The organism is Streptomyces sp. NRRL F-5123 (assembly GCF_000721495.1).
Classification (GTDB): Bacteria; Actinomycetota; Actinomycetes; order Streptomycetales; family Streptomycetaceae; genus Actinacidiphila.
Genome location: NZ_JOHY01000053.1, coordinates 41,866 through 54,094 on the forward strand (window position 1 = coordinate 41,866; position 12,229 = coordinate 54,094).

Annotated in this window: 9 protein-coding genes, 1 tRNA gene and 1 pseudogene; 6 read left to right on the plus strand and 5 right to left on the minus strand. The window is 73.3% G+C overall.

Features of this window, described 5'->3' with window-relative positions:
- Positions 1 to 134: 134 nt before the first annotated feature.
- Together IH54_RS0130855 and IH54_RS48165 are read left to right on the plus strand one after the other, a co-directional pair.
- Positions 135 to 1,916: a putative bifunctional diguanylate cyclase/phosphodiesterase gene (locus IH54_RS0130855; protein ID WP_031523179.1), complete on the plus strand. Its 1,782-nt coding sequence runs from the start codon at positions 135 to 137 to the stop codon at positions 1,914 to 1,916.
- Positions 1,917 to 2,274: 358 nt separating this feature from the next.
- Positions 2,275 to 2,475, plus strand: coding sequence for a hypothetical protein (locus tag IH54_RS48165; protein WP_420711810.1), 201 nt, complete (start codon positions 2,275 to 2,277; stop codon positions 2,473 to 2,475).
- Here IH54_RS48165 and IH54_RS0130860 read toward each other — a convergent pair.
- Positions 2,442 to 3,932 (minus strand): annotated as a pseudogene (locus IH54_RS0130860) (glycoside hydrolase family 18 protein); the annotation flags it as partial. The gene IH54_RS48165 and the pseudogene IH54_RS0130860 overlap by 34 nt on opposite strands.
- Positions 3,933 to 4,111: 179 nt before the next feature.
- Positions 4,112 to 5,197 carry an LLM class flavin-dependent oxidoreductase gene (locus tag IH54_RS0130865; protein ID WP_031523184.1) on the minus strand — a complete coding sequence of 362 codons (1,086 nt, stop codon included), beginning with the start codon at positions 5,195 to 5,197 and terminating at the stop codon, positions 4,112 to 4,114.
- A gap of 451 nt (positions 5,198 to 5,648) precedes the next feature.
- Between IH54_RS0130865 and IH54_RS0130870 the strand changes: the two genes are divergently transcribed.
- A complete protein-coding gene (locus tag IH54_RS0130870; protein ID WP_031523186.1) occupies positions 5,649 to 6,407 on the plus strand; it encodes an IclR family transcriptional regulator in 759 nt (252 codons plus the stop codon).
- Positions 6,408 to 6,477: 70 nt separating this feature from the next.
- Positions 6,478 to 6,554 (plus strand) — tRNA-Lys (locus IH54_RS0130875).
- Between the two features lie 74 nt (positions 6,555 to 6,628).
- On the opposite strand, the gene IH54_RS0130880 is transcribed toward IH54_RS0130875, so the two are convergent.
- Both IH54_RS0130880 and IH54_RS0130885 read right to left on the minus strand, forming a co-directional pair.
- On the minus strand, positions 6,629 to 7,456 hold the full coding sequence (locus IH54_RS0130880) for a pentapeptide repeat-containing protein (protein WP_031523188.1): 828 nt from the start codon (positions 7,454 to 7,456) through the stop codon (positions 6,629 to 6,631).
- Positions 7,457 to 7,884: 428 nt separating this feature from the next.
- Positions 7,885 to 9,294, minus strand: a complete 1,410-nt coding sequence (locus tag IH54_RS0130885; RefSeq protein ID WP_031523190.1) for a M1 family aminopeptidase — start codon at positions 9,292 to 9,294, stop codon at positions 7,885 to 7,887.
- Between the two features lie 267 nt (positions 9,295 to 9,561).
- Here IH54_RS0130885 and IH54_RS0130890 point away from each other — a divergent pair, with 267 nt between their 5' ends.
- Complete coding sequence (locus tag IH54_RS0130890; RefSeq protein WP_052398058.1) at positions 9,562 to 10,716, plus strand: PP2C family protein-serine/threonine phosphatase; 1,155 nt, start codon at positions 9,562 to 9,564, stop codon at positions 10,714 to 10,716.
- 30 nt (positions 10,717 to 10,746) lie between these two features.
- The gene (locus IH54_RS0130895; RefSeq protein ID WP_031523194.1) at positions 10,747 to 11,301 is read left to right on the plus strand and encodes a DUF6886 family protein; all 555 of its coding nucleotides are present in this window, start codon (positions 10,747 to 10,749) and stop codon (positions 11,299 to 11,301) included.
- A 57-nt stretch (positions 11,302 to 11,358) separates the two neighbouring features.
- Here the strand turns inward: IH54_RS0130895 and IH54_RS0130900 are convergent.
- A partial coding sequence (locus tag IH54_RS0130900) for a GAF and ANTAR domain-containing protein (protein ID WP_234344070.1) occupies positions 11,359 to 12,229 on the minus strand: 871 nt, incomplete at its 5' end.

The following is a 12,229-nucleotide window of genomic DNA, read 5'->3' on the forward strand; positions in this document are numbered from 1 at the left end:
GACCGTCACCGATTCGCACAGAAACGGTCGGTGCGCCGGAGTGCGTGCGGAGAATCACCACGGCGACGCTGGATCGCCTGCTCCGCCAGCCCATATGATCGCGTGCGAGACGAGCGCGACACGGGGAGCAGGCCATGGGCGGACCCGCGGGCGGCCCCGGCGTCGACCCCGACAGCACAGCACAGGTCATCACACAGAGTCACACGTCTGCCCCACACCCGCGCGGCACCGCAGGTCGCGACGAGGCCGAGCTGCGCGACTACCGGGCCGCCTTCGCCGTGGCGAGGGCCGCGATGGCGCTGCTCTCCCCCGAGGGCGACGTGCTCGCCGCCAATCCGGCGCTCGCCACCCTGCTGGGCGCCGCGCCCGAGCGGCTGGCCGCCGTCGGCGCGGGCCCGCTGCTCGGCCTCGCGGGCGACCCGCACGCCCGGGCGGCCTTCCACGACGTGCTGACCGGCCGCCGCGACAAGCTGCGCTGCACCCGCCGGATCACCCGGCAGGACGACGGCGGCGCGCTCCTGGCCGAGATCACGCTGTCCCGCACCGGCGCCCGCCCGCTGCTGCTGACCGTCGAGGACGTCAGCGAACGGGACGCGCTGCGCGAGCAGTTGCGGCATCTGCGGATGCACGACCCGGTCACCAGGCTGCCCAACCGGGCCCTGTTCTTCGAGCGCCTCACCGACGCGTGCGACAGCGCGGCGGGCCGCGGCACGGGGCGTATCGGCCTGTGCTACCTGGACCTCGACGGCTTCAAGGCCGTCAACGACACCCTCGGCCACCGGGTCGGCGACGAGCTGCTCGCCGCCGTCGCCCGCCGGCTGCAGACCTGCGCCGAGACCGGCGGGCACCTCGTCGCGCGGCTCGGCGGCGACGAGTTCGCGCTGCTGGTGCGCGACTCCACCGGCACCGGGCAGGCGACAGCGCTCGCCGAATCCGTGCTGACGGCCCTCCAGCAGCCCTTCGACGTCGCCGGGCAGCGGCTCGCGGTGTCCGCGAGCATCGGGGTCGTCGAGCGCGAGGCGCCCGGAAGCTCAGCCACCGGGCTCATGCAGGCCGCGGACACCACGCTGTACTGGGCCAAGGCCGACGGCAAGGCCCGCTGGACGCTCTTCGACCCCGAGCGCAACGAGCACCGGATGACCCGCCAGGCGCTCAGCCGCACCCTGCGGCAGGCCGTCGAGCGCGGCGAGTTCGTGCTGGACTACCAACCGCTGGTGGCCCTCGACACCGGCGAGCTGCGCGGTGTCGAGGCGCTCGTGCGCTGGGAGCACCCGCACTTCGGGCGGCTGTCGCCGAACCGCTTCATCGGGCTCGCCGAGGAGGACGGCTCGATCGTCCAGCTCGGCCGCTGGGTGCTCGCCGAGGGCTGCCGGCAGGCGCGCGCGTGGCAGCTGGCGTACCCGGACACGCCGCCCGCGGTCAGCGTCAACGTGGCGGTGCGCCAGATGTGGGACTCCGACCTGGTCGCCGATGTCGCCGCGATCCTCGACGAGACCGGCCTGCCGCCGCGGCTGCTCCAGCTGGAGCTGACCGAGTCCGCGCTCATGGGCTCCGCCGGGCGCCCGCTCCAGGCGCTGCACGCGCTGCACGAGATGGGTGTGCGCATCGCCATCGACGACTTCGGCACGGGCTACTCCAACCTGGCCTACCTGAGCCGCCTGCCCGTCTCCGCCCTCAAGCTCGACGGCTCCTTCGTCCAGGGCTTCCGCTCCGCCGAACACCCCAACCCCGCGGACGAGACGATCGTCGAGGCCCTCGTCCAACTCGCCCACCGCCTCGGCCTGACGGTCACCGCGGAATGCGTCGAGAACGCGGAGCAGGCGGAACGGCTCCGCCGTATCGGCTGCGACACGGGCCAGGGCTGGCACTACTCCCGGCCCGTCGCGCCGGAGGCGATCGAGGGGCTCATCCGCTAGTGCTGTGACCGGGAGGGTTTGCCGGTAGCTTGCGGCGTCCGGTGCGGTGCGTCGCAAGGCGCCGGATCGGCCTCGTAGTGGGCCTACTCGGTCGACGTCCTCGGGGGGAGGGAGGACGCGGACCCCGGAGGGGCGGGGGGTCAGTCACTCATCGGCCGGCCCCCGGAGGGGTCAGCAGGCGCCGAGGTCCTGCCAGACTCCCCATTCGCCGGTCGTGCCGGGCTCCTCGTTGGTGGTCCACCACTTGGCCTGCCACTTGTGGCTCTTCCAGGAGACCTGGTTGCCGCCGACGTAGACGGCCGAGGCCGACCAGGAGGGCAGGGTGCAGGTGCCGCCCGGCGGAGTGGTCGGAGGAGTGGTGGGCGGCGTCGTCGGCGGGGTCGTCGGCGGCGTCGTGGGCGGAGTGGTCGGCGGGGTGGTGGGCGGGGTCGTCGGGGACGAGCAGCCCGAGGCCGAGCCCTTCGTGGCCGCCACGATCTTGTTGAAGAGGGTGGCCGCCGGGTCCAGGTCGAGCAGCGAGTACATCATCGAGCCGGCGAGCCCGTGGCAGTGCGCGTAGTCCGCCTTGGCCTGGATGGCCTGGGCGCCGAGGCCGGTCCAGAACTCGTTGCCGTTGTAGAACCAGTTGGACTGCGTGGCCGGGTCGTAGAAGGTGTCGGCGGGGTTGTCGACGACGCCGGTCAGCTCCTTGTAGTACGCGGTGCCCGCGACCTGGCTGATGCCGCGTGCCTGCGACGGCCCGGAAGCCGACGAGTAGAGGCCGTGGTTGCTGCCCGCGGCCACACCGGTCCACCCGCGGTAGTACGTCGGGTAGCCCATGGTGATCTTGCTCGCGGGGAAGCCGCCGGGGATGCCGTACGCCGAGTTGCCCGCCGTCCAGGCCGTGACGGCGTGGTCGACGCTGTACTTCTCGGTGCCCGGTGCGACCGGCGTGGACGGGTCGCCGGCCGACTGGTACAGCGGGTCCTGGAAGTTGGTGGGCCCGGTGGCGTCCCAGGCGCCGTGCATGTCGTACGTCATGATGTTCGCGTAGTCGAGGTACTGCCCGATCTTGTCGGTCTCGATGTTCGCGATCTTGTCCTGGCCGGACGGCATCGCCGCGGTGAGCAGCATCTTCCTGCCGCCGTTGGCCGCGCCGTACGCGTCCAGCTCGGTGCGGAACTCGGCGGCCAGCTTGGTGAAGTTGGCCTTGTCGTTCGGGCTGTAGTGGTTGCCGACGTGGCCGTTCGGCGAGCCGGGGTACTCCCAGTCGAGGTCGAAGCCGTCGAAGATGTTCGCGGCCGCGCCGGTGCCGCCGTAGCCGCCCTGCACGGGGAGGTTGCCCTTGATGAACATGTCGATGCAGGAGCTGACCAGCTTCTTGCGGCTGGCGTCGGTCGCGGCGGCGTCCGAGAAGTACTTCGAGTAGGTCCAGCCGCCGATCGAGGCGACGATCTTCAGGTTCGGGTACTTCGCCTTGAGCTTCTTCAGCTGGTTGAAGTTGCCGACCAGCGGCTGGTTCCAGGTGTCGGCGACCCCGTCGACGCTGATGTCCGCGCCGAAGGACTTCTGGTAGTCGGCGAACGCGTCGCCCGCACCGTCACCGGCGTTGGGGTTGCTCTCGTTCGTGGAGTCGGACGCCTTCGTCGCCTCGAAACACGTGAGGTTCGTCGGGTCGATGTTCTCGAACGAGTAGTTGAGGATGTCGAGCTTGCCGGCGATGCCCGCGGTGTCGAGGTTCTTGGGGTAGAAGGCGTTGCCGTAGATGCTCCACTGGTCGTAGTAGGCGATGTTGACACCGCCACTCGTCGACGAGGCTGCCGCAGCTGCCGCTGCGGGCTGGGCCGCCGTCGACGACGACTCCGCCTGGGCGGTGCCGAGTCCGCCGACGAGCGCGGTGAGCGCGCCGAGGGCGAGCGCGGCGCTCGTGGCCGCGGCCACGAACGCTCTCTTCCTGGACTGCACAAGAACCTCCGGGGGGAGAGGGAGGAACAACAGGGGGCTGCGGGGTATGGATAGTCCCCTGATCAAGTGCACGTCAATGGTCTGAACCAAAGCCAGGACTAGACCAATTTCCGGCCCGGCGGGGCCCGCTGACAGTTCACGGCATGAGCAAAGCCGCTCGTCAGGCGGGTGACGAGCGGCTTTGACCCTGCGTGATGTTCGGCCCCGTGGTCGGTTCGGCGTTGGACCACCGGGGCGCGAGTAACCGGCAATTAACTCGCCGCGATGTCCTTGGGGAACCCGTACGCGTCCGCGATGAGGTCGTACGAGCGCAGCCGGACGTCCGGCGTGTGCGCGTTCGCGGTGATCACCAGCTCGTCCGCGCCGGTCCGCGCGGCCAGCTCGTCGAGCCCGGTCCGCACCGTCTGCGGGTCGCCGTGGATGACGTTGCCGGTCCAGGTCCCCAGGAACTCCTCCTCCATGGGGCTGAACGGGTACGCCGCCGCCTCCTCCGGCGTCGGGACCAGCCCCGGCCGCCCCGTCCGCAGCCGCAGCATCGCCAGCGCGCCGGCCATCACCTGGCGGCGGGCCTCCTCCGGGTCCTCGGTCGCCAGCGCCGACACCCCGATCGAGGCGTACGGGCGGTCCAGCACCTCCGAGGGCCGGAAGGACTCGCGGTAGAGCGCGAGCGCCGGGATCGTGTTGTGCGCGGAGAAGTGGTGCGCGAAGGAGAACGGCAGCCCCAAAGCGCCGGCGAGCTGTGCGCTGAAACCGGACGAGCCCAGCAGCCAGATGCTCGGCCGGTCCGGCGACTGCACCCCGCCCTCCGCGCTGCCCTGCACCGGGCCCGGCACCGCGTGGATCCGCGCGAAGCGGTGGCCGGGCGGGAAGTCGTCGTCCAGGAAGCGGGTCAGCTCGGCGAGCTGCTGCGGGAAGTCGTCGGCGCCCTCGTGCAGTCCCTCGGTACGGCGCAGCGCCGCCGCCGTCGCCCCGTCCGTGCCGGGCGCGCGGCCAAGGCCCAGGTCGATCCGCCCGGGCGCGAGCGCCTCCAGGGTGCCGAACTGCTCGGCGATGACCAGCGGCGCGTGGTTGGGCAGCATCACCCCGCCGGAGCCCAGCCGCAGCGTGCGGGTGTGGGCCGCGAGATGGGCCAGGATGACCGCGGGCGAGGAGCTGGCCACGCCGGGCATCGAGTGGTGCTCGGCCACCCACATCCGGTGGTAGCCGCGCGCCTCCGCGGTTCTGGCGATCTCCACGCTGGTGCGCAACGCGTCGCCGGCCGTGAACCCGGCCCCGACCCCCGCGAGGTCCAGCACCGACAGCACGACGGGCGCGCTGCCGCGGGCCACCCCGCGGATCCCGTGCCCGGCGGGGCGGCGCTCCCGCTGCCTGCCGCCGCCCGGGCCACTGCCCGCACGGCCGTCCGTCCCGCCACTCGTACCGCCGTCCGCCCGGGCCTGCTCGTCACCCACAGCCGGTGCCTCCTCGTCGCTCTCGACTTGCCGTCCGACCGCGCGCCGGGCGCGCGGAATACCCCGGGAAAGCACAACCGGAGTACCCGCGGGGTTGTTCCCGGCCGGAAATCGCCGTACCCGGAAATCGGGCAATGCCGTCGGCATATGCCAGACAGGCCCCTTCCTGCATATACGCCTGCGGGCCCCGGAAGAACCCGCCAACCTCCTCTTCCCTTAACAGCTTTGGGGCTATCGTGGAATCCGGTCGAACTGCCGGCTCCACCCACGTCCGGGCACGAGCCGTGACCAGCAGCGACGACCGGGACGCAAACGGTCACACCTGCAGGGGGCTACCGTGGCGCTTGAGGAGCATCGACAGACCGCACCGGTCTACGCGGTCCGGCACGCCCTGCGCGTGCTGGAGGCCGTCGACTCGCACCGGCACGGCGTCACCGCCGACCAGCTCGCCAAGGAGATCGGGGTGCCTGTCGGGTATCTCAACCAACTCCTCGCCATGCTGCGACGTGAGCGTTATCTCGGATTCCTGCCCGGCGGCGGCTACGTCGTCGGCGAGTCCCTGATGCTGCTCGGTGCCGCCAACCACGACGACGCGCTCGCCGAAAAACTCCAGGCCGTTCTCGTCGAGCTGCGCGACGAGGTCGGCGCCGCGGTCTATTTCAGCCGCTACGACGACGGCGAGGTCAACATCATCGACTTCGCGGCGGGCCCCGACGCCCCCAAGGTCAACGAATGGGTCGACTTCCGCTCGGCCGCCCACGCCAGCGCCGTCGGCAAGTGCCTGCTCGCGCAGCTCGACCACAACGGGCGGCTGGAGCACCTGTCCCGGCACCGCCCCGCCCGCCTCACCTCGCGCACCGAGATCGACGACCGGGCCCTGCTCACCAAGCTGGAGCGGCAGCCCGCGAGCGTCCCGACACTCGACCTCCAGGAGTACGCGGTCGGCACGGTGTGCGCGGCGATCCCCGTCACGATCGGCAAGACGGTGGCGTGCCTGGCCCTGTCGATGCCGCTCGCCAAGGCCCACCGGCTGCGCCCCGCCGTCGACACGCTCAACGAGCGGGCCGCGCCCGTCCTGCTCTCCATGAGCATCTGAGCCGCCGCGCGCAATCCGCCGGGAGGGTGGTCATCGGCACCCCTGGGGAGGACGTATAGTTGACCTCGTTGCGCCGCTAGCTCAGTTGGTTAGAGCAGCTGACTCTTAATCAGCGGGTCCGGGGTTCGAGTCCCTGGCGGCGCACCACCGAGGTCCGTACGCAGCAGCGTACGGACCTCTTTTCCGTTCTCCCCGTCCTCCCCCGCCCTCCTCTGTCCTTCTCACGTCCAGTGGCCGGGGCGGGCCAGGCCGGGCGGCAGGCGGGTCGCGGCGTCGCCGGCGGCCGCGCCGAGCTGGGTGGCGGTGACGAAGAGCGCGCCGCGCAGGTCCGCCGCGCGCAGGTCGGCGCCGCGGACGTCGGCGCCGATGAGGTCGGCGGACCTCAGGTCCGCGCCCCGCAGGTCCGCGCCCATCAGGAGGGCCCCGCGCAGTTCCGCGCCGCGCAGGTCGGCGCGGCGCAGCTTCGCCCCCGTGAGGTCGGCGCCCCCGAGGGCCCGCGCCCGCGGGAAGCGGGCGCGGGCGAGCGCCGAGGCCTCGCGCAGCACCGGGACGACCCGGGCGCGCTCGGCCGCGACGTCCAGCGCGAGCAGCTCGTCCGCGCCGCCGAGGCTCAGTGCCTCGACCCGCTCGGCCGCCGCCGCGGCGGCCGGGTGCAGCCGCTCGGCGGCGGGCAGGGCGCGGACGTCGGCGAGGTAGCGCAGCAGCTCGTGCAGCTGCCGCACCACCGGCAGCACGGCGAACATGGCCCGCCCGCCGTCCTCGGCGTCGCGCCAGCCGCGCCCGCCGAAGGTGTGCCGGGAGATCTTCTGCCCGGCCCCGAAGCAGTCGTAGGCGGTGCAGCCGGCGTAGCCGCGGTCCCGCAGCCGGTCGTGGATGCCGCACCGGTGCGAGCCGTCGAGGTGTTCGCACGCCTCGCCGGGGGCCTTGTCCCGCGGGAAGTCCGCGGAGCGTGTGAACGCGAGGGCGACGCAGCACAGCCCGAAGCACTTCGCGCAGTCCGCCTGCAGCTCGTCCACCGTCCCCGGCCCCTTCCGTCGCCCGACCCCCATGGTCCCGCACCCGTGCGGTCTGCTGACCGCTGCCCCACGGGCTGCCCCGTCCCTTGCCGCGGGACCTTCCCCCGGTGCGTGCTCGGTCGCGCAGTTCCCCGCGCCCCCAAAAACGCTCACCCTGCGTGCAGAGGGCACGCACCAGCGGCACGTGGGGGCACCTCCCGGGCGAGGCCGAGGGGAGAACTGCGCGACCGGCCCACCACCGGCAGAAGATCGCGAGCGCCACCTCAAGGGGCAGCCCGGGGCGAAAAGGGGCGCGTGGGGGTCCCTCCCAGGCGAAGCTCTGGGGGAGAACTGCGCGCGCAACCCAGCACCGGGGAAGGTCGCGACGCCCACCGCAGGGGCAGCCCGGAGTGCGCCCGGGAGGGCGCTGGGCTTGGACGGCGTGTTACGCGCCCGGGAGGGCGCTGGGCTTGGACGGCGTGTTACGCGCCCGGGAGGGCGCTGGGCTTGGACGGCGTGTAGAGCCAGGTCGTGAAGAAGGCGCCGAGGTCGCGGCCGGAGAGCTGCTCCGCGAGCGCGCGGAATTGCGCGATCGTGCCGTTGCCGTAGCGGTGCTGCGCGGGCCACGCCCGCAGCAGCGCGCGGAAGGCGGGGTCGCCGATCGTGGTGCGGAGCGCCTGGATGGCGACGGCGCCGCGGTCGTAGACGGCGTCGTCGAACTGCTTGTCGGGCCCCGGATCCCCGGGCTCCACCGTCCAGAAGGGGTCGTCCGCCGGGTAGGAGTCGTACGTCTCCCGGGCGATCTGCTGCGTCGTCGCGACACCCTGGTGCTCGGACCACAGCCAACTGCCGTACGTGGCGAAGCCCTCGTTGAGCCAGATGTCGGACCACCGCTCCAGCGAGACGTCGTCGCCCCACCACTGGTGCGACAGCTCGTGCGCGACCGTGCCGTTGCCGTCGGCGGTCGCGAAGACCGCGGGGCTGTAGAAGACCCGGGTCTGCGCTTCGAGGGAGAAGTGCGACGGGACGTCGGGGACGTAGCCGCCGGCCGCGTCGAAGGGGTAGGGCCCGAACCAGGTGCTGAGGAAGTCGATGATGTCCGCGGTCTGCTCGACGCCCTTGCGCGCGTTGGCCGCGGTGGTGGCGGGCAGCGCGGTGCTGTACGCGTTGACGACCGGTACGCCGGTGCGGGTGCGGCTGTGCGTGATGTCGAAGTGGCCGACGGCGAGCGTGGCGAGGTAGGTGGCCTGGGGCGCGTCCTGCCGCCAGTGGTAGCCGGTCCAGCCGTCCGCGGTGCGCTGCGACACGAGCAGGCCGTTGCTGACGGCCTGCTCGCCCTCGGGGACGCGGACGGTCACGTCGTAGGTGGCCTTGTCCAGCGGGTGGTCGTTGCTGGGGAACCACCACCAGGCCGACTCGGGCTCGTTGGCGGCGACCCCGCCGTCCGCGGTGCGCTGCCAGGACGTGAAGCCGTAGCGCTGCACGCCGGACGGCACGCCGGAGTACGTGACGGTGACGGTGAAGGGCTTGCCGCGCGGGAGGGTGCGCGCGGGGGTGACGACGAGTTCCTGCTCGCCGCTGGTCGCGAAGCGCGCGGGGCGGCCGTCGACGGTGACCTTGCCGACCGTAAGGGCGAAGTCCAGGTCGAAGGAGGTGAGGCCCTGGGTGGCGGTGGCCCGGATCGTGGCGGTGCCGGAGAGGGTGTCGGTCGCGGGCTGGTAGCGCAGGTCGAGGTCGTAGTGGGAGACGTCGTAGCCGCCGTTTCCGTACGTGGGGTAGTACGGGTCGCCGATGCCGGTGGCGCCGGGTCCGGCGGACGCGGCGGACGCGGGGATCACCAGCAGGTAGCCGAGTACGGCGGCGGTGGCGGTCGCGAGCATGCTCTTTCGCACCGAGTGTCCTCCCGTGCGGGACGTGATGGGCTGACAGGGACACGTCGACCGTAGGGAGGTGGACCCGTTCCCTGCCACCCCGTCGCCCCCATCTGTCGCAGAAACTTCACCCGGCGCAACACATGGCGCCGCATCGGCCGCAGGTGACGGGCCGTCAACCGCGCGGCGCGGGAACCCCACCGCCGTCCGGGCCGTTCCGGGGTGGGGCGGTGTCGATCACCCGGGCGTAACACCGACGCCACGGGTACGGGCGGATAGGTTCACCATGTGAAGATTGTCTGGTTGAGGAAGGCCCTCCTGCGGCTGGAGGGCGAGTACCTGGCCCGCCTGGGCCTTTCGCTGCCGCTCGCCTCCATCGCGGTGGTCGTCGTCGCGGACCTGGTCGCCGGCCGGGACCACTTCCTCACCCCCGGCATCGTGGTCGCCCCGCCGCTCGCCGCGATCACCGTCAGCTGGCGCAAGACGGCCTTCGTCGGCGTGCTCGGCCTGTTCGTGCAGGCCGCGCTCGCCCCGTACGACGGCATCACCGACATCCCCGACCACGACGTCTTCTTCGGCCAGGCCTTCGCGTACGCGCTCGTCAGCCTCTTCAGCGTCTACATCGCGTGGCGGCGGGAGACGGGCGCGAAGGCCTTCACCGCGATCGCGTCCGTCGCCGAGGCCGCGCAGCACGCCCTGATGCGCCCGCCCGCCCCGCGGGTCGGCCCGGTCCGGCTCGCCGTACGGTACGTGTCCGCCGCGGACGCCGCGCAGATCGGCGGCGACCTCTACGCGGTGCTCGAAACCCCGCACGGGGTGCGGGCCCTCATCGGCGACGTGCGCGGCAAGGGCCTCGCCGCGGTGCAGACCTCGGCGGTCGTGCTCGGCGCCTTCCGCGAGGCCGCGTTCGACGAGGGCGGGCTCGACACCGTCGCCCGGCGGGTCGACACCAGCGTGGGGCGGCATGTCAGCACCGGGGACTTCATCACCGCGCTCTTCGCGCAGTTCGACACGCCCGGCTCGGTCGAGCTGCTGCACTACGGGCACGTGGCGCCGCTGCGGGTCGCCCGCGACGGGGCGGTCGAGACGCTCGACCCGCCCGATCCCTGGGCCCCGCTCGGCCTCGCCGACCTCGTCCCCGGCGACGCCGGGCCCGTCGCCTGGCGGGTGCCGCTCGTCCTGGGGGACGTCCTGGTGCTCTGCACGGACGGCGTGATCGAGGCGCGCAGCCCGCTCGACGGCACGTTCTACCCGCTGGCGGAGCGGGTGGGCCCCATCGTCGCCGCGGCCGACCACGACCTCGACGCCGCGGTCGAGCACGTCTTCGCCGACCTCCTCCGCCACGCGGGCGGCTCCCTCTCCGACGACGTCGTCCTCCTGCTGCTGGCCCCCCAGCCCCGCGCCCTGCCGGTCCACCCCCCGGATCCGCCGCTGCCGGGGTGAGGCGGCGCGCCCGCGCGGTAGAACGGTGCCATGCGCCCTCGCCCCGGAGAAGTCCTGCACTTCTCGGAAGACCCCACGATCACCGTGTTCCGCCCGCACGTCGCGGCCACCGCCCAGCAGCCCGAGGCGTACGTCTGGGCCGTGGACGACGCCAGGTGCCCCGACTACTGGTTCCCCCGCCAGTGCCCGCGCGCGATGGCCTGGACGCTCCCGACGACCACCCCCGCCGACCGGGACCTCGTCCTCGGCCCGGGCGGCGGCGAGCGGGTGCACGCCGTCGAGCACGCCTGGCTCCCGCGCCTCCTGGCCGTCCGGCTCTACGCCTACCGCCTCCCCGCCGCCGCCTTCCGCCCCTTCGGCTCACCCGTCCCGCACGCCCATGTCGCCACCACCCCCGTCGAACCCCTCGGCCCCGCGGAGCCCGTCGGCGACCTCCTCCGCCTCCACGAGGCCGCCGGGATCCAGCTCCGCGTCCTGCCCACCCTGCACGCCTTCTGGGCGGCGGTGACGGCCACGACACTCGGCTTCAGCGCGATCCGCATGCACAACGCGTCCGGGACGCCGGTCCCGAACGGAAGCGTGTAGAACCCCCACGTCCTGCCACCCCCGGGCCCGACGGGTCGGGCCGCGCGGGCGTGGGCCCTACGACGGCCCCGGCACGGACACCGTCCCGTCGAGGAGGCCGGCCGCCAGGTCGGCCACCTTCAGGCGCTGGGCGCGGGCGTGGGTGCGCAGGAGGTCGAAGGCGACGTCCACGGACACCTGGAACCGCTCGGCCAGCAGCCCCTTCGCCTGCTCGACCGGCACCCGGGTGTCCAGGGCGGTCTGGAGCTGGGCGGCGAGCCGGGCGTGGTGGCGGCGGGTCCGGCGCTGGAGGACGCCGAGCGCGGCGGCGTCGGCGAGGGCGCGGACGACGTCCGCGCGGTCCGTGTCCAGCGGTCCGGGCGCCGCCCGGAAGAGGACGAGCGCGCCCACCGTCTCCTTGCGGTGCCGCAGCGGCAGGGCGAAGACCGCGCGGTAACCGGCGCGGAGCGCCCGCCGGGCGTAGTCGGGCGGGAGGGCGCCGGGCCCGCGGTCCAGGTCGGGCGCCCCGGTCTCCGCGCCCTCGTGGTAGCTGCCGGGCCCTGGCCCCTGCCCGGCGAGGAGCCGCGCGGGCTCGCAGGACGCTCCCACCACCCGCAGCTCACCGTCCTCCCCGGCCAGCAGCACGCCCGCCGCGGCGACGCGGGCCAGCCGGGGCAGCCGGGCGGCCAGCTCCCGCAGCGGCGCGTCGTCCTCGGCCTCGTCGTCGAGGCCGTCCCCGAGCCCGAGGAGCGTGCCGGCCAGCAACCGCTCCCGCTGCCCCCCGTCGGCGGCCCCGCCCCGCGCGGCACCCCCCGGGCCCGCGCCCGCGCCGTCCCCCGCCCGCGCTTCCGGCAACCCGGCGGCCGGGACCTGGCCCGTACCCGCCCTGTCTCTTATACACATCTCCGAGCCCACGAGACAGGCAGAAATATCGTATGCCGTCTTCTGC

Coding starts and splice junctions, on each gene's coding strand:
- IH54_RS0130855 (WP_031523179.1), top strand. CDS start 135: ATGGGCGGACCCGCGGGCGGCCCCGGCGTCGACCCCGACAGCACAGCA.
- IH54_RS0130895 (WP_031523194.1), top strand. CDS start 10,747: ATGCGCCCTCGCCCCGGAGAAGTCCTGCACTTCTCGGAAGACCCCACG.
- IH54_RS0130880 (WP_031523188.1), bottom strand. CDS start 7,456: ATGGGGGTCGGGCGACGGAAGGGGCCGGGGACGGTGGACGAGCTGCAG.